This window comes from Pseudoalteromonas sp. PS5 (assembly GCF_004103255.1).
Classification (GTDB): Bacteria; Pseudomonadota; Gammaproteobacteria; order Enterobacterales; family Alteromonadaceae; genus Pseudoalteromonas; species Pseudoalteromonas peptidolytica.
Map to the genome: position 1 here is coordinate 27,139 of NZ_RCSQ01000046.1, position 18,109 is coordinate 45,247.

General features: G+C 40.7%; 14 protein-coding genes and 1 pseudogene. 6 read left to right on the plus strand and 9 right to left on the minus strand.

Going from position 1 to position 18,109, the window contains the following annotated elements:
• Nucleotides 1-39: 39 nt before the first annotated feature.
• On the minus strand, nucleotides 40-891 hold the full coding sequence (locus D9603_RS06430) for a S1/P1 nuclease (protein ID WP_128730698.1): 852 nt from the start codon (nucleotides 889-891) through the stop codon (nucleotides 40-42).
• 344 nt (nucleotides 892-1,235) lie between these two features.
• On the opposite strand from D9603_RS06430, the gene D9603_RS06435 reads away from it, so the two are divergent.
• Both D9603_RS06435 and D9603_RS06440 read left to right on the plus strand, forming a co-directional pair.
• Entirely contained in the window at nucleotides 1,236-2,009 is a 774-nt protein-coding gene (locus D9603_RS06435) for a PhnD/SsuA/transferrin family substrate-binding protein (protein WP_241651612.1), read from the plus strand.
• Nucleotides 1,996-2,922, plus strand: a complete 927-nt coding sequence (locus D9603_RS06440) for a hypothetical protein (protein WP_128730699.1) — start codon at nucleotides 1,996-1,998, stop codon at nucleotides 2,920-2,922. The genes D9603_RS06435 and D9603_RS06440 overlap by 14 nt, the downstream gene beginning before the upstream one ends.
• A 280-nt stretch (nucleotides 2,923-3,202) precedes the next feature.
• Here D9603_RS06440 and ushA read toward each other — a convergent pair whose 3' ends face one another.
• From ushA to D9603_RS06455, 3 genes are all read right to left on the minus strand, one after another.
• Complete coding sequence (gene ushA / locus D9603_RS06445) at nucleotides 3,203-4,789, minus strand: bifunctional UDP-sugar hydrolase/5'-nucleotidase UshA (protein WP_128730700.1); 1,587 nt, start codon at nucleotides 4,787-4,789, stop codon at nucleotides 3,203-3,205.
• 61 nt (nucleotides 4,790-4,850) lie between these two features.
• Entirely contained in the window at nucleotides 4,851-5,042 is a 192-nt protein-coding gene (locus D9603_RS06450; RefSeq protein ID WP_125253479.1) for a hypothetical protein, read from the minus strand.
• Nucleotides 5,043-5,144: 102 nt separating this feature from the next.
• On the minus strand, nucleotides 5,145-5,567 hold the full coding sequence (locus D9603_RS06455) for an MAPEG family protein (protein ID WP_128730701.1): 423 nt from the start codon (nucleotides 5,565-5,567) through the stop codon (nucleotides 5,145-5,147).
• A gap of 117 nt (nucleotides 5,568-5,684) precedes the next feature.
• Between D9603_RS06455 and D9603_RS06460 the strand changes: the two genes are divergently transcribed.
• Together D9603_RS06460 and D9603_RS06465 are read left to right on the plus strand one after the other, a co-directional pair.
• Nucleotides 5,685-8,570: an insulinase family protein gene (locus D9603_RS06460; protein ID WP_128730702.1), complete on the plus strand. Its 2,886-nt coding sequence runs from the start codon at nucleotides 5,685-5,687 to the stop codon at nucleotides 8,568-8,570.
• 297 nt (nucleotides 8,571-8,867) lie between these two features.
• Nucleotides 8,868-9,377 carry a GNAT family N-acetyltransferase gene (locus D9603_RS06465; RefSeq protein ID WP_125253482.1) on the plus strand — a complete coding sequence of 170 codons (510 nt, stop codon included), beginning with the start codon at nucleotides 8,868-8,870 and terminating at the stop codon, nucleotides 9,375-9,377.
• Here the strand turns inward: D9603_RS06465 and D9603_RS06470 are convergent.
• The 4 genes from D9603_RS06470 to D9603_RS06485 form a co-directional block, all read right to left on the minus strand.
• Nucleotides 9,372-9,956: an ABC-type transport auxiliary lipoprotein family protein gene (locus D9603_RS06470; protein ID WP_128730703.1), complete on the minus strand. Its 585-nt coding sequence runs from the start codon at nucleotides 9,954-9,956 to the stop codon at nucleotides 9,372-9,374. The two genes, D9603_RS06465 and D9603_RS06470, sit on opposite strands and share 6 nt — an antisense overlap.
• The gene (gene pqiB, locus D9603_RS06475) at nucleotides 9,953-11,611 is read right to left on the minus strand and encodes an intermembrane transport protein PqiB (RefSeq protein WP_128730704.1); all 1,659 of its coding nucleotides are present in this window, start codon (nucleotides 11,609-11,611) and stop codon (nucleotides 9,953-9,955) included. The genes D9603_RS06470 and pqiB overlap by 4 nt, the downstream gene beginning before the upstream one ends.
• On the minus strand, nucleotides 11,608-12,813 hold the full coding sequence (locus D9603_RS06480; RefSeq protein WP_128730705.1) for a PqiA/YebS family transporter subunit: 1,206 nt from the start codon (nucleotides 12,811-12,813) through the stop codon (nucleotides 11,608-11,610). The genes pqiB and D9603_RS06480 overlap by 4 nt, the downstream gene beginning before the upstream one ends.
• Nucleotides 12,814-13,030: 217 nt before the next feature.
• The gene (locus D9603_RS06485; RefSeq protein WP_128730706.1) at nucleotides 13,031-13,825 is read right to left on the minus strand and encodes a thioesterase family protein; all 795 of its coding nucleotides are present in this window, start codon (nucleotides 13,823-13,825) and stop codon (nucleotides 13,031-13,033) included.
• Nucleotides 13,826-14,168: 343 nt separating this feature from the next.
• Between D9603_RS06485 and dnaK the strand changes: the two genes are divergently transcribed.
• Together dnaK and dnaJ are read left to right on the plus strand one after the other, a co-directional pair.
• A complete protein-coding gene (gene dnaK / locus D9603_RS06490) occupies nucleotides 14,169-16,091 on the plus strand; it encodes a molecular chaperone DnaK (RefSeq protein ID WP_128730707.1) in 1,923 nt (640 codons plus the stop codon).
• 153 nt (nucleotides 16,092-16,244) lie between these two features.
• Nucleotides 16,245-17,381 carry a molecular chaperone DnaJ gene (dnaJ, locus tag D9603_RS06495; protein ID WP_125253487.1) on the plus strand — a complete coding sequence of 379 codons (1,137 nt, stop codon included), beginning with the start codon at nucleotides 16,245-16,247 and terminating at the stop codon, nucleotides 17,379-17,381.
• Between the two features lie 526 nt (nucleotides 17,382-17,907).
• On the opposite strand, the pseudogene D9603_RS21805 reads toward dnaJ, so the two are convergent.
• Nucleotides 17,908-18,109 (minus strand): annotated as a pseudogene (locus D9603_RS21805) (hypothetical protein); the annotation flags it as partial.

Here is an 18,109-nt window from a genome sequence, read left to right on the forward strand (position 1 = left end):
ATGTTGTTTCCCGTATTTTTAGAACTAGCTACAATTATATTATTTCGCAGTCACAGAAGTCTTTAGTGCTTCTTTTAGTGGCTGCGAGTCCTTATCAAAAATTTGGTTTAATAAACCAGCAAGTCTAATACCGCCTTGTTGCAGTCTAAACTTCACTGTTGGCATATGCTTGTAAATGTACCCATAACTTATTTCAGTTTCATTGCTGTTATATACATTTTCGGCAATATTATTTGATTCAAGTAGCCAATCAGCTGGTGCGCTGTTTAAATATTCAGCAATTATTTCAGAGTTTGTGGTTTGAATAAAGCGAGTAAACTCAGTAAACGAGAGATTTTCGTTCTCAATTAATTTGGTATCCCACGTACTGTGTAAATTAGAGTCGCTACCGAAAAACTTTACTTTAATCATATTGCCCCCACGATCCTCACCCCTGCCGGCGTGGAAAGGTTGGTGACTATCGCCTACAAGGTGGACAATGAAGCGTAACGCAAAGCGTTTTTCGTCTATAGATTTGGAGTCGGATTGGAGCGTGTTGATAGAGTAATAAATGCCATCTAGAATATTTTTTACTTTTTCTTTGTCGTCTAGATTTGAATGGACATGTTGGTGCATGTTTTTAGGATCTTCGATATTAATGTAATGCCATTTCGAAGACTGTTTGCGCCAAAAGGTGCTTGGATCTGAGCGCATCTCGTCAGCCCATGTGGATACTTCAGCTAAAGAATCGCCTTCTAGTAAAGGCTTAATAGCAAGGCGGGTGTGGTCAGTTAAATGTAATTCAGCTAATTCGCCAATGATCCTGTGCCCATTTTGACCCCATGCTGCTGCATCTGAAGTGGTTAACGTCATTCCTACTGCAAAAAGTAATGAAATGCTTTTACGTAACATTTTTATCTCTTGTGGAAAAGGGAACAATCTTCCCAATAAAAAGTGAGGCCAATTGTCCGCATTTTTCAACAAAATAAAAGGACTCAATAAGATTCATAATTTCTTATCAATAAAGTATTTAAATCAATTGTTTATGTCTTTTTAGTAAAATTACCTATTGCAATAAGTAAAGAAAATTGATCTAATAGACGACAAGAAATGGTAGGTTATGTGTAAATGTGATATATAGTAACGTTTTGGTTAGTAAAGCAGCAATTTTCTCCGTGTTTTTTACAGGTGCATTATTGTGTTGGTTCCTCGGTAGTAGGCTGGTATCTGTTAAACCTTTGTCAATCGAACCAGTTGTGCAATATTCAAATTCGTGTAAAACGCGCTCTGTTTCCAATATCAACACGCTAAAAGTACATGTACCTATTAAAAGTCTAGCTTTGGAAGTGCTTGTTAGAGCCTGCGAAAATGACGTTGTTACTAGGCAATATGGTGAGGTAAAGGTATATTGGGGTGGCAGCCTAGGAGAGCAAATTGAATTTTTGGCCAAAGGTATTGCTGACGTAATCTTGACCAAAGACAATATTATGTCGGCATTAATGGCCGAGTCTACACATAGTTACAAACCGGTTATTGGGTATCCTGCTTATTCTGCATTTTTTATTTCAAACACCGAAAAACCGACTTTATCCAAGTCTTACTTTTTGGACAAAAAGATCGGTTTACTAGATTACCCAACCAGCCGCTCGGGGCATATTCTGCCAAAAAGTGCGCTCAAAGACCTAGATATAGATATTAACGCACTCGACATTACGTATTTGAGTTCGCATCAAGCACTGCGTGAACGACTTGCATCCGGAGAAGTAGATATTATCGCTTCGTACTGGTCTGATGAAGATGAGGTGAGGTTTTCAAAAAATTATATTACACCGATTGCGGATAATGTCAGCGGTAGTAAGTGGTATTTGAAAATGAACAACAATAACACCGATTTAGTGTGTGCGTTACAGGGGATTGTACACCAGATAGCTCAGTCAAGAACATCCAGCTATTTTGATAAAGTAGATACCTATTGGCAGTGTGAGAAGGCTCCTTACCGCTTTATTGGAGAAAAAAATGGAGCTAAATAAACGTAATATATTTTTATTTATGGGCTTATCTTTGCTTTTTTGCTGTATTTTCCACTTATCTCAAACTACCACAGTAACAGATGTGTTAAAGCAGCAAAAAGAAGCAGTTGCATTGAGAGTGGCTATTGATTTAAATAAACTCCCTGTAGCAGATCCATTTTTACACTACGCGGGGAATGAAGTTGAATTAAATGAGTATATCAACGCTTTAAATTTATCTTTGCAAAATAAAGGTGCTCGACTTACTGTTTTAGATATTAATACCTCAGGTGCTGGAGAAAGTAAAAATAGTGAAATACTGACATTAACCGCCCCACATAGAAATTTTTATGTAGCTATTTCTATCGATAACTCTAAACCTGTTTTTACTTTTATATTTCCTTTCATCATGGCTTTAATTGGCGTCGCTTTTTATAGTTGGAATAGAAAGAAGCATATCGCAGCAAAGGTTAATAAAGTTGAACTAGCAGAAAATTTACCTGAGTTTAAGCTGATTATTGATTTACACTCAAAAACAGTAACCACTAACCGTGATAAACAGGTAAGGGTACAGCTTGCAAATAAGCCATTATGCTTTTATTTGGCATTGATAGAATATTGTGATGTCCACCCAGATGTTATTTTGAACCAAAACAAAGCGATGCCAGAGCCATTGCTAGAATTGGCTGATAAATACTTTTATCGACTGGTTGAGCTTGGTCACACTATCAGAAAACGGCCAAATTTTACTAATAGTCTTGAGAAGACACTAAGTGAAATTAGAGCTGCTTTAGATGAAGCACTAGAAGCATTTCCAGAGAAAAAAGCGCTGTTTTATCCACCCAAAGCCCATGGAGAAGGCTCACGCTCTAAGCTTCATAGTTATGGGCTTAATGGAGTTAAAAAGTCAGAAGTAGAAGTGATAGGTAAGTGATACCAGCATCATTCAAACAACCTTAGGTTTGGATAAGGAGTGCTCTAATTTGTCTCTGGGTCAAACCAGAGAGTTTTAGGGGAAGTGGTGTTATCGACAAAGCTTTTTGCCTCAACATAGCAAGCTTAATTAAGATAATTGGAATAAGCGAGCGACTCTTCAACTATCTACAGACGCTAATCGAGTAACAACGTTAGGCTCTGTCTGCCACTTTTATTAGGCTAGCATTAATATAGATAACACCTAAAAGCGCTATCTAATATTAATGCTAGTTTCCGTATCACAGATCGACTGCTTTGATCGGGCTGTGCTTTTGCAGGTAATCCTTCAGTACTTGAGCATCAGTGAAGTCTGTAGCGGTATATTCTGCAAGTTGGTTAACTTTAGGGTAGCCATCACCACCTGCGGCATTATAGCTGTTAATACTCATACGGTAGCGTTGATTAAGCGCCAAAGGCTGCCCTGCAATTTTTACATTAACCACTTTATTATCTTTTAAATCAAAAGTAATGTGGTGATACTGCATATACGCACCAGAATCTGGTGGAAATTGTGCGACTGTATTCAGGTAGTTGATTAGATCTTTACCTTGCCAGTCGACGTAAGTAATGCGGTTTCTAAAAGGGTGTACCTTTAATACATCTTTATAGCTTATATCACCTTGTTCAATACTGTCTCTGATCCCGCCGCCACTGATAATACCAAAATCCGCTTCCACAGCGGCCATCTGAGCATTAATAATCAAATCAGCAAGCTTGCTTTGTTTAAATCTAACCGTGCTTCGACGGCCATCAAGAAAACTATCTACAGATCCAACCGCACCAGCTATTTGCGCTTGCCCTTTATCTTGAAAGGGCTTCAAGAACGCAAGAAGTTGTAAATCTTCTTCGATACTTTCCCCAATTACCACACCTTTGTCATCCTTAAGATTGACTGGGATCAGGTTGTAACTGACCAAGGTTTTAGTATCTCCGCTGATTTTAAACACGGCTTTACCCACATACTTACCCCATTCATGTGCTTGCATTATCCAAGTACCATTTTGGTTGTCTGGTTTACATGTTTTGCCAGGAGAAAAGTGCGTATTCTCTTTACCGCTTTCATCTACGCAAACAGGCTCTTGAGAGTGCCCGCCTACAATTAAGTCGAGTGTGCCGGGGGCGAGCTGGCGTGCTAGCGTCACATCACCTGGTGCATTGATCCCATGTGCGGCATCATGATAATGACCCATATGAGTCACTGCTATCATCACATCAGGGTTATATTTCGCTTTTATCTTAGGTGCCCAGTCTTGTGTCGCAGCCAATGGTTCAATAAATGTCAATCCATCAATATGCTTAGGGTTTGCTATCTTTACCGTATCAACGGTCGTCAGACCAAGCACGGCAATCGTTAAGCCTTCCTTTTTAATAATAGTGTATGGAGTGTAAGCTGGGGATTGAGAGGTGTTGTCGATGATATTAGCTGACAAAATAGGGAAACCAGCCCACTCAATTTGTTTCGCGAGGACATCACGACTGTTATCAAATTCGTGATTACCTAGCGCCATAGCGTCATAACCTAACTTTTTCATTCCTTTAAAGTCGGGCTCTGCAAATTGCAAATCTGATTCTGGAACACCGGTATTAATATCTCCACCCGAAAGCAAGATAACGGCATGACCTGAATTTTCGGCTTCGCTCTTTAGTTTATCGATTAAGGTTTTTCTTGCGGCCATACCATACTCACCCTTATCATTTCGCCAAAAGCGACCATGGTTATCGTTGGTATGTAGCACAGTCAGGTACTGTGTAGATTGCGGCTCATTGGGAGAATACTGACAAGCTGATAACAGCAATGCCGTTGAAAAAATCAAAATATTGCGCATAATTCAGTATCGTTAGTAAATTATGCGCGTATTTTAGAACAATAAAATTATTTTAATAGTGCTAACACTCAAAATCGCTAAATTTTCTATTACTATTTTCAGCGGCACAAACCCGCCTGTTAAGTTCCACTTTGGCGTACTCTCGTTTGTCATGGCCTGTTTCAACCATCCAATTTAAAAAGCTTGCTGGTAGTGATGAATACGGTTCACCAGCATGAAGACCAAAGTCGCAAATAAGATTATCCTGTTTCATTTGATTGCCCCTGTTGCTCTTTTAATCATCGACATGCTAGCAAATTGGTTCAGACTTTAAAGAATAGTTAGTTAAAAGAGATGGCTTTTTTAGTCCTTTTGGTTATATAAGTGTTAATATAAGCGTGAGCCATTGGGCTAGTACGAATACGCAGCCGGTTAAATAAAGCCTAAAACGTAAAGTCAGGTGATTGCTACCAATATGCACGTATGAATGCGCGATACGACTAAATACAAATAACAAGGCAAAAAGACTAAACAATAATGTGACTAGTTTTAAAGAAAGTGCTGCGAGGGAGACAACAAAGAATAGAATGGGGATCTCAAACTGATTACTAAAATTACGTGAAGCGAGTATGACTTCTTCTGGAGCGTCGTTAAGCTGCATAGTCTTGAACTGATCGATGTGTATTAGGCTTTTCTTTGCTGCAGCAAAGCGTCGCTTTCCCATTACCAGCATCACACTAAAAGTTAACAGCGTCTGTAAAAATAGTGCCACGAGTAGTATATAAATAGAAGTTGTCATCATTTTCCAATTTACGAAGTGTTACAAAACAAAAATATCGAGTGTTGCAAAAGGCTAACGCAATGACCATGATAGTGTGACTATTAATAGTCATTTATCACCATAATGGATTGTTTTATGAAAAAGCTATTCGCAATTAGTGCCCTTACTGTAGCAGTTATAACCGGGTGCAGTACAACTTCTTCGTTAAATAGCACGTCTGTTAAGTCAAATTTACTCTCACCTAAACTTATCGTCAGTCCAAACGATGACAGACAATATCAAACACTGACTTTAGAAAATGGCATAGATGTCATCTTGGTATCTGACCCTTCGGTGTCCAAGTCAGCTGCTGCGTTGAGTGTTGGTGTTGGCTTACTTCATGATCCCATGTCGCAGCAGGGAATGGCGCACTATTTGGAGCACATGCTGTTTCTCGGGACAGAAAAGTACCCCGATAGCAAAGGGTATTCAGAGTTCATGACCAATAACGGTGGTGCCCATAATGCTTATACATGGCTAGATATCACCAATTATATGTTTAAGGTAAATAATGATGCTTATGATGAAGCGCTAGACCGCTTTTCAGATTTTTTTAAGTCACCTAAATTGTACCCTGAATATACCGAAAAAGAGAAAAATGCGGTAAATGCTGAATGGTCAATGCGAAGAGAAATGGATTTTTTTGGCCAGTTTAAGCTTGCGAGAAACATGATGGGCGAGCACCCTGCAAACCGATTCTTGATCGGAAATCTTGAAACCTTAGGGGATAAGGAAGGGAGTAACCTTCATCAAGAAACTGTCAATTTCTACAACAAATATTATTCGGCAAATATTATGAAATTAGCGATGATTTCAAATGAGCCGATTGAGCAAATGGTCGCCAAAGCGAAAAAGCATTTTACTTCAATTAAAAATAAGCATATTGAAAAACCGACAGTAACACAGGAACTTAACTATAACAAAGTAGGGCAAAAGCTTGTTCATTATAAGCCCAACGAAGATGTAAAGACGCTGAAACTTGATTTTACGATTGAAAATAATGCAGCAGAATTTGCAGTTAAGCCCAACTATTTCATCACTTATCTATTAAGCAATGAAATGGCAGGAAGCCCTGCACAAGTGCTAAAAGAGCAGGGGCTTATCTCTTCATTGACCGCTTATGCTACGCCAAATAGTTATGGTAATTATGGCACGCTCCAAGTTGATATTCAGTTAACTGATCAAGGTATTAAGCAGCGTGAGTTAATCACAGGCACTGTGCTAGATTACATTGAGTTAATTAAGCAGCAAGGTGTCGATAGCCGCTATTTTAAAGAGATCCAAACATCGCTAAACAATCAATTTAGGTTTTTGGAAAAAGGAGATGAATTCGGCTACGTCAGTAATTTAGCCGATAGCATGCAGCATTTTCCAGTAAACCACGCCATCAACGCAAGTTATTATTACGCTCAATTCGATGCTGATGCGGTAAACGCTGTATTAGAGCAATTAACTCCAGAGCACATGCGAGTGTGGTACATCAGTAAAGATGAACCTACCGAAGATAAGCTGCATTTTTATGACGGTGAATATAAAATTGTAGATCTAAAAGAAAGCGACTTTGAACACTGGAAAAAAGCTGCAAACTTTACCTTATCACTCCCTAGCGTAAATACGCTCTTACCGGAGCACTTTGCTTTAAAAACTGCGCCAGCTGATGCAAAAAAAGGCGTACAAAAAGTAATTGATGCTGATGGGGTAACAATCTGGCATGCAGCCAGCGAGCGATTTTATGCTCAGCCAAAGGGCAGCTTAAAAATTTATATCAATAATCCAGAATCATTGGATGATATTAAAACTGAAGTCGCATTGGCGATTTGGTCGGATTTATATCGATTAGATAAAGCGAAATTGATGACAGAAGCAAGTGTTGCAGGAATGTATTTAGGCCTCACGCCGAGCAACGGTTTAATGCTTGATATTTCAGGTTTTACTGACAAGCAATCGCTGCTATTAAAAGACGCATTATCTGGACTGCAAATCAGTGTCAGTGAGCGCGCTTTTGAACAAGCAGTAGACCGCTACGTGAGAGGTATTCAAAACCAAGCTAAAGAATTCCCATTTAGACAGGCATTTAGCGTCTACCAAAAGCTAATACGTTCTGGTAGCTATGACGACACTGCATTAATTGCGGCCGCAAAATCGCTCACAGTGGGCGATTTAGAAACAGTGCAAGATCACGTGCTGAGTAATAACCAAGTAAGAGTATTTGCCTACGGAAATTATGATAAATCGGATTTAGAAGTACTTAAATCAACGCTCGACAATACGTTGGCAAAACGCAAAAATATTACCCAATATGCCCGAGCTGGTTACTGGAAACCTGAGAAAAAACAAACCTTAGTGTGGCAGCAAGATATAGATGTCGCAGATGTGGCTGTGATTGATTTTGCAGTACACCCCGTGCCAGGCTACGCGCAAAAAGCGGCGGCGATGATACTGCAGGGGCACCTCAGAACTGCTGCATTTGAGCGCCTGAGGACACAAGAGCAGTTGGCTTATGCCGTAGGCGCGACAGGTGTTGCTATTGATGAGTACTCTGCGCTTGGGTTTTACATTCAGACTCCAGTGAAAGATGCAAAAAGTATGCAAGCTCGCTTTGATGAATATAAGCTAGAATATGCTGAGGAACTGAACAAGTTAACGTCTGAGACATTTGCGCAGCTTAAAAATGCGGTGTTGGTGTCGTTGACCGAAGCGCCTAAAAACTTGTCTGAAGAGTTGCAGCCATTGTTAGGTGATTGGTTTAAAGAAAATATGGAGTTTGACTCTAAAGCTAAATTGATAGCGGCTGTTGAAGCGGTAACACTGGCGGATGTAAAAGATTACTACCAAAAGACGGTAATGAATCCAGATGCTGCTCGACTGAATATTCAACTTCGTGGCAGCAAATTCAAATCTGAACCGTTTGCTGATCTGCCCATGCAAATTAAACTAGACTCATTAGAGCAGGCTAAAAAGCAAGTTAAGTTTCAGCCGTAAAATAAAAGTAGGCAATTTCGTAAAAGCTGGTTAGGGTAGTCCTGCCTGCTTTTTTATTTATAAATAACCTAAGCTACGGATAATTAATACCTTTCTATCAGCCGAGTGTTAGCGTTAACGGCGTAAACTCGGCTGGCCTATAAAATGTAGGCAAGGCAATAATTTTGCTATTTAGTTGTTCTAAATAAGAAATTTTTAACGCTGTTAGCGTCAGGTTTACTCCTTCAAATTGAGCAAGTATTGAGTCTAATTGGTATAATATCAATAACATCACGAACAGCCTGTACAGGAAGCATTATGGTCATAGCAAAAGGAAAGCGTGTTTATTTGAGAAAGGCCAACTTAAATGATACTGGTTTTATGCTCCAGTTACTTAACCAAAAAAGCTTTATAGATAATATTAGAGATAAAAATATTAAAACCCATCGTGAGGCGCAAGAACACATTGAGCATGCGTATCTCATTCCGTATCAAATTGGCTTACCTGCACCTTACATTGTTGCACAAGCGAGTAGCGGTGAGAGTGTTGGTGTATGCGGTTTATATCAGCGTAATTTTCTCCGCTATCCTGATGTTGGCTACGCGTTTTTAGATCACTTCACCGGCAAGGGATATGCAGCAGAAGCAGTAATGGCACTCATAGAATATGTTAAATTGCACGAAAGCTATCAATGCCTTAGTGCAATAACGCTAGAATCAAATACAGCGAGTATAAATGTACTGAAGAGGACGGGTTTTACAAGTTGTGGCGCAATTATTATTGATCAAGACCACAAGCCTGTGGTTGTGTTTGAACGCAATTTATAATGATTGATTTATATGTAAACTCAATTGTTTAACATTTTTCTGGTGCGCGGCCACTAACGCGTTAAAACCATCTTGTGCTAATTCAGTTTCAAAGTGAAATGGGTGCACTTGGCTAAGTTGGTAGCTTTTGTCTTTGTAGGTATACAAGTACCATGTGCCACTCATTACGGCACCTTTTTCAAAATGACCAGCGAACTCATCCACTTCAACAACGAGACGCCGATGTTTTTCATCATGACGATAAAATTTATCGCTCTTTATTGCGGTGCTATCCGAAGCGGTATTTAGTCCGTTGATTAAATGCCAAGTCAGCATATCAGAGGGGGGTTGTGCCCAAAAATGGAAGTTTGCAATATTCACTTTATTATTGGGCTGAAGCTGCACGAGGGCTTGTTGATTAAACAACTCAATTAACTGCACCTTGTCAACGATAATAATATTGCTCGATTGTGATAATGCAGAGGCTTCACTGAGAGTCTGCGTTGTGCTCAACTGGTAATAGCTTACTGGTAACGATTTATTTGTCATACACCCAGCGAGCAAAACACACAACATAGATACAGTGAATCGTGTTTTCATTTAGTTTTCCTTGGCTGTGGATCTGCCTCAGCCTCTTTGTTAAAAATCAGCATATTAGGTTGTTCGTTCAGTCCTTTTGAAATGGGCTTTAAGCGATTTGAAAGACTCTCAATTTCTTCTAGTGTGCTGCTCAACTGTTCCATCACGCCAGAGCCTTTTTGATACTGAGTCATTGTTTGTTCAAATTGTTTTAAGCTGGAAGTAAGCTGATTTAATGTGTCTTTAAGACTGGTTAAGTTGCCACCAACCTTTTCTGTAATGTCATTCTCGTTAACAGATTTTACGAGTTGATTCATTTCCATTGCTAGTAACCTGTGTTGCTGAAGGGCGCCTTCTAATTCCTTAACAGTTGTTTCAAGAGGTAACCCATTTAGTTTGTTTAATAAGCTGGTGACTTGTTCCGAAAGTGCAGTGATCCCGCTTGAAACGCTCGGCAACACTGGGTAAACAGTCGCTTTATCGGTACTTACGATTTCAGCACTTGGGTAGAAATCTAGCTCTATATATACCGCACCCGTTAACAAATTGCCACTTTTTAGTGACGCTCTTAATCCATTTCTAATCCATTTTTCTATATTGGTTGACCAATACTCTTGTGCCAGCTTCGCATCTTCATAAATGCGACCGTATTCAATTTTAACTAAAACAGGAACAGATGTATTGTCTCTTTGAAAATAAAGTGGCCTGTCGTCACTGACACCCGTTGCGGGAACTTGCTCAATTGTACCTATTCTCATTCCTCTGTATTCTACGGGAGCACCTGCTTTTAAGCCTCGAATAGATTGTTCAAACTCAACAAGATAGTAATCAAAGTGATCGAAGCGTCGCTCGAGCGCCATAGAAAAGTTTTTATGTAGGGCATAGCTTTTATTTTCGGTAGAAACCTTACCACTAGGCATTGAAGGTGGGTAGTCAACGGAGATCCCTCCTTTGATCATCTTGGCTAATGACCCAGTTGAGACTTCTACGCCTTCGGTTGACAGCTTAAAGTCAATCCCAGAGCTAATCCAAAAAATAGCATTGTCTGTAATGAGTTTATTGTAGGGAGAGTAGATAAAAATACCATATTCCATTTTTAGGCTTTCAACACTGAAATGTGCAGATTCCACCTGACCAATTTTAAAGTTTCGGAAAAATATACTAGAACCAACATCCAAAACCTCGGCATCTGATGCTACCAGTTTATAACGTTTCCCTTCAACCTCTGCACTAATGAGGGCTGGCTCATCCATTAAGGTAAAAATGCTAGAACGAACTTTCGCTTCGCCAGGTGATAACTCGATGTAAACCCCAGACAGAAGGGTGTTCATACCTGAAATTCCAGACTCATCTATCCGTGGTTTAACGACCCAAAAGGATGAGTCTTCCGCGAGCAAGTCGCTGTAAGGTTGCAATACTCTGACTTTGGCGACAACAGCATTTTGATTAAGCTCTAACTTTAATGATTCAACCAAGCCAACTTTCACACTTTTAACCCGTACCTCAGTTTTACCTGCAATAATGCCATCGGCATCATTCATCTTGATGAAAATGGTATGGCCTTTATTTATTTGGTGTTGATATAGCATCCAGCCTGTAATCAGCAACGCGATAATAGGAATTATCCATATTACGGAAAATTTTGGTTTGTCTTCGATATCGGCTTGAGTAGTCATTGATTATTTTTATCCCACAATAATCTTGGATCAAAACTATTAACGGCAGCTATTTGGCAAAGCACCATTAGAGTAAAGAATACAATGCCAATTTCCGGTTCCACATTCAACACTGTACCAAGTTGAACCAAAGAGACCAAAATAATGACAACGAAGACATCAATCATCGACCAGCGACCAATAAATTCGAGTAGTCGATACACTTTTGTCGCTTTTAGCGGATCCTTTGGTATTTTCACTCGGATCAGCAAGTAACTCAATAATAACGCTTTTAGCACGGGAATACATATACTTGCGAGAAAAATAAGCGTAGCGACAGGGTAGGAGCCATCTTCCCATAAAACTTGGACGCCGGAAAAGATAGTCGCCGGTGTATGCAAGCCAAGGCTTATAGTATCCATAATCGGAAGAAAGTTAGCTGGAATAAGTAGCACCACGCTGGTAAGCATCCAAGCTAAACTTTTTTGAATAGATTGAGCTTTTCGATATTTTAATTTTGCATAACAACGTTTGCACTTATCACCTTCTCCTAAAAAACCACAGACCTTACAGCGCTTTAATACTGCGGGTAGAGTGGTAGCATTCTCTTTAGGCTCAATTAGGTGTAGATTGCACTGAGTTTGATTGCGCCACATAAATTCATGATCAAATAGAGATAGAGCTTCGATAAAACACAGTACAAATAGTATGTAAGCCCAAAAACCTAATCCCATTTCAAGTTCAGCAAAAGACATCAGTTTAAATGCACTGACAAGCACCGCGACCAGGAATATATCGGTCAGGTTAAGTGGCTTAAGTGCTGATAGTAGTTTTGCTAAATGTCTAGCATTGTGTGCGTTAATCACTTGCCAATAATTAGTGTGTGCAAGAAGTAGTAACAGGCTAACTGCAATCGGCATGATCAAAATAGTAAACGCAAATAACCCAGCTAAGAAGTAGCTGTAATGATCTGCAAGTAACATCAACGCTTGCCAAAGGCTCACCACCTGAGTGATACCGTGTTGAGTGTAGGTAATGAAGTTGGGGAACAAACTTGCACATAAAAATAACAGGGCGGAAAAGCTAAAAGCCTGTATCAGTTGATTATGATGGCCTTGCACGTGGCAAAGTACGCACCGACAATTTGGGCATACCGCACGTTTTTGCGAGTCGATCTGATCAATTTGAACGAGCGTGTCGCATTCTGGGCAAGCTGTTAACACACAAAAATCCGTTGATTTTATTTTTATCTAGTTTGCTTGATGCACTTAAATAATTCAAATATTTAAGGTCGTTGAGGTCGTGAGGCAGCTCGATTGGTGGGCATAGACTTTTTTAGAATAAGCGCAAGCGATGGTTATATGATATTTTGAATTTCTACATTCTAATCAAGCTGCGATTTGGATAAGGAATGCGCCAACTCCTTATCCTGAGTTTAGCTTAATCAAATACCGCAACTGTTTGACGGCTCAGTGCGGCCAATTTACCATCTTGTGTCCAAATTTTTGCATCTTCTATCCCATAGCCGTTGTTGCTGTGGTGTGTAATAGCTTCAAAACCCAGCCAAGATTGAGACGATAGGTCAATATCACTCAGAAACTCAATATACCATGACATACTACTAGCAGGGCTTGGTGCTTTACACATTTGCAGTAGAGTCGGTGGCCACGCATCCGCTAGTGCTAGCACGTGCAGCTCATTCATGTTGGCATTTTGCTGCTTGAACCTCATCCAGCCACCTAAATTAGAAGATGCAGCGCCTGAAAAAGGCAATGCTCCTTGCTGGGCATCTAAGGCAACATGTTGGAAAAACGCTGGCATAACACCTTCTTGATACGGTAAAACTGCTGCTGTATTGACTTCCTGTAGAGAAGGGCGTTCATTATTAGAGACAGCAATGGCTGACTCTCTATCTTTGCCAAAACAACCGATAGCAATTAAACATACCTGGCCTGATTGAACTAATTGTGTTTGCATTTGAGTTGCATTTTTGCCGCTACGTAGAATAGTTGTAGATACTGTAAATGGAGTACCTTCAAGCAATGGGCCTACAAAGTTTACACTCACGGAGAGTAACCGACGAGGCTCATCAAGTTGGTGCTTCATGTTTTGTACCGCAATAGCTGCTGACAATCCGCCGAATGCAGTGCGACCTTGACACCAGTTTGCTGGGAAGGTCATTTGTGCTTCTTTCTTTTTTAAGCACGGAGAGTGAATAAGTTCATCAAATGTCATGTTGTCATTTCTCATTATTTGCTATGTTTGCAATTAGCATAACTGGTCTAACCAGGTAATCAAGAGAGAAATGTTAGAACCATTATTATCTGGTAACACTAAATCGACGTATTTATTGGTCGCTTTAGGTCGATGCTTGAGTAATGGTTTATCAGTTGTCGATTTAAACAAGGCTATTAGGAAATAGGCAATAAAAGTTGATTTTTTGAGCGAAATACATGAAACAGGAAAAAAATTCGATTTTTTTTAATTTTTTTTAGTTGTGACGCTTGAATTACAAATTGGCGGCCCTATTTATCAAAGCAACTAACTGAACAACGAATTTTGAAGTCGGAGATGATTCATGGGTAAAATTATTGGAATCGATTTAGGTACTACTAACTCTTGTGTAGCGGTACTTGATGGTGACAAGCCGCGCGTTATTGAAAATGCTGAGGGCGACCGCACAACTCCTTCTGTTATTGCATTTACAGATGACGGTGAAACACTAGTAGGTCAGCCGGCAAAACGCCAGGCGGTGACTAACCCTAAAAACACACTATACGCGATCAAGCGTCTAATTGGTCGTCGTTTTGAAGATGAAGAAGTACAGCGTGACCTTAGCATCATGCCTTTCAACATCGTAAAAGCGGACAACGGTGACGCTTGGGTTGAAGTACGTGATGAAAAAAGAGCTGCACCTCAGATCTCAGCTGAAGTGCTTAAGAAAATGAAGAAGACAGCTGAAGATTTCCTTGGTGAGTCTGTAACAGAAGCAGTTATCACAGTTCCTGCATACTTTAACGATTCACAGCGTCAAGCAACTAAAGACGCAGGTCGTATCGCAGGTCTTGAAGTTAAGCGTATTATCAATGAGCCAACAGCAGCAGCACTTGCTTACGGCATGGACAAAAAACAAGGCGACAATGTTGTTGCTGTGTACGACTTAGGTGGCGGTACATTCGATATCTCAATCATCGAGATTGATGAAGTTGAAGGCGAACATACCTTTGAAGTATTGGCAACCAATGGTGATACACACCTAGGTGGTGAAGACTTCGATAACCGCGTTATCAACTACCTTGTTGAAGAGTTCAAAAAAGATCAAGGCATTGATCTGAAGACTGATCCACTGGCGATGCAGCGTGTTAAAGAAGCTGCAGAAAAAGCAAAAATTGAGCTTTCATCTGCGCAGCAAACAGAGGTTAACCTACCTTATGTAACTGCTGACGCGACCGGTCCTAAGCACATGAACGTGAAGCTTACTCGTGCAAAACTTGAGTCATTAGTTGAGGACTTAGTTGCGCAATCAATCGAGCCACTAAAGCGTGCATTAGCTGATGCAGATCTGTCTGTAAACGACGTGAACGACATCATCCTAGTTGGTGGTCAAACACGTATGCCACTGGTACAGAAGAAAGTTGCAGAGTTCTTTGGTAAAGAGCCACGTAAAGACGTAAACCCTGATGAAGCGGTAGCAGTCGGTGCTGCGGTTCAAGGTGGTGTACTTGCGGGTGACGTGAAAGACGTACTACTACTTGACGTTTGTCCTCTGTCTCTAGGTATTGAGACTATGGGTCAAGTAATGACTGCGTTAATCGAGAAAAATACGACTATCCCTACTAAAAAGTCGCAAACTTTCTCAACAGCAGAAGACAACCAGTCTGCAGTAACAATTCACGTACTACAAGGTGAGCGTAAGCGCTCAAGCGATAACAAGTCTTTAGGTCAATTCAACCTAGAAGGTATTCGTCCAGCTCAGCGTGGTGTACCACAAATCGAAGTTACTTTTGATGTGGATGCAGATGGTATCTTACACGTATCTGCGAAAGACAAAGATACAGGTAAAGAGCAGAAAATCACTATCCAAGCTTCTTCAGGTCTAAGCGATGATGAAGTAGAAAAAATGGTACGTGATGCAGAAGCAAATGCTGAAGAAGATAAGAAATTTGAAGAGCTAGTTGGTGCTCGTAACCAAGCTGATGCACTTGTTCACGCGACACGTAAGCAAGTGGAAGAAGCGGGTGACGACCTTCCTGCTGATGACAAGACAGCAATTGAAGCTGCACTTGGCGAGCTAGAAGCAGCAATTAAGGGCGACAGCAAAGAAGAAATCGATGCTAAGACACAAGCGCTAGCAGAGAAATCTCAAAAGCTAATGGAAATCGCTCAAGCAAAAGCGCAAGCTCAACAAGCTGGCGGTGATGCAGGTGCCCAACAAGATTCAGCGAAAAAAGACGATGACGTAGTTGACGCTGAATTTGAAGAAGTTAAAGACGACAAGTAATTGTAGGTCTTGAAGGAGGGCGCGCTGGCTGTATGGCTTGTCGCGCCCTACGTGTTTATAAATTAGACTGTTGTCTCGCAAGTATTTGCAAGCGACAGGGCTCAACAGAGTCTGCAACGACATAAGTTGCCAAGAAAGAGTAGTGTGATAAAAATGTCTAAACCTGACTATTATGAAGTATTAGGTGTTGCAAGAGACGCCAGTGAACGTGACATTAAAAAGGCGTATAAACGTCTTGCAATGAAGTATCACCCTGACCGTACTGCTGGTAACGCTGAACTCGAAGCGAAATTTAAAGAAGTAAAAGAAGCTTACGAGATATTGACTGATAGTCAAAAACGCCAGATGTATGATCAATACGGCCATGCAGCTTTCGAACAAGGCGGTGGTGCTGGTCATGGTGGATTTGGCGGTGCTGGCGACTTCGGCGATATTTTCGGGGACGTATTCGGTGATATCTTTGGTGGTGGCGGTGGCCGTCGTCAATCAAGACAACAGCGTGGTGCTGATTTAAGATATAACCTTGAGTTAAGTCTTGAAGAAGCGGTACGTGGTAAGCAGGTTGATATTCAAGTTCCAACTTGGGTGAGCTGTAAACCATGCGATGGCAGTGGTGCAAAAGCTGGCTCGAAGCCCAAGACTTGTACAACTTGTCATGGTGCAGGTCAAGTTCAAATGCGCCAAGGCTTTTTTGCTGTACAGCAAACTTGCCCAACTTGTCAGGGCACAGGTCAGATAATTTCAGACCCATGTAACAGCTGTCATGGACAAGGGCGTGTAGAAAAAACGAAGACACTGAATGTTAAGATCCCAGCTGGGGTTGATACCGGTGACAGAGTACGTTTATCTGGTGAAGGGGAAGCCGGTGCACATGGTGCTCCAGCCGGTGATTTATATGTACAGGTGAGTGTAAAAGAACACCCTATCTTTGTACGCGATGGCAATAATTTATACTGTGAAGTGCCAATTAGCTTTACAACAGCAGCGCTTGGTGGCGAAATTGAAGTCCCGACGCTAGATGGTCGTGCAAAACTGAAAATTCCATCAGAAAGCCAAACTGGTAAAATGTTCCGTATGCGCGGTAAAGGTGTGAAGTCTGTGCGCAGTGGTGCGGTAGGTGACTTAATTTGTAAAGTCGTACTGGAGACGCCAGTAAACTTAAACGAGCGTCAAAAAGCGCTTCTTCAAGAATTTGAAGACTCTATGGGCGAAAATAATGGTAAAAACCGCCCTAAAGCGCAAGGCTTTTTTGACGGCGTTAAAAAGTTCTTTGACGACTTAACTAAGTAGCTTGAATTTCGGATAATCAATGCTGTTCTAGTCGTGGACTTTTGTCCTAACAGCATTGAATGTACGTTTGGTAGCTAGCTTACTTATAATGCCCGCAAATAATGTGGGCATTGTTGATTGGAAAGAATATTACGATTCAACAATCAAGATGTGCGTTGGTGCTTTTCCGCAATAACAAACAGCACCACTGATCTTGGCGTGCACGCGAATATTTTTCGTCGCTGTGAGATGGGCACACTTATTACTGCATAGCTGCATGGTTTTCCAATGTTCATACTCTTGACATAAAACTAATACCAATAAGAAGAACCCGACAAGGCAAAACAGATATTTAACTATCAATATTTTCATTACCTTCCACCGAAATAACAGGAGGTGCTTGTCCTTCGCCGTTTGGTTTTTATTCTCCTTAGTGTATTTTGGTCGCAACACTCTACTTGCCGCCAGTAATCTAAGCAGAAGTTGAGCAACAATGTACAAAATCACTTAGGTGGACTCAAAGAGCAGCGCTTGATCCACATTACTACTATGTTGCCATACAAGAATACAGGCTAGGGTGGCTTTGCAGGTGCACAGGGCCTTTATCGCCTGACTCACATTGAGTAACTATGGTGCGTAGCGGCTGCCTCATATCAGTACTAATACCAATTTGACTTAATATTTGCTCAATTTGAAGGAGTAGATCTGACGCTAACAGCATTAAAAACTTCTTATTTAGAACAACTAAA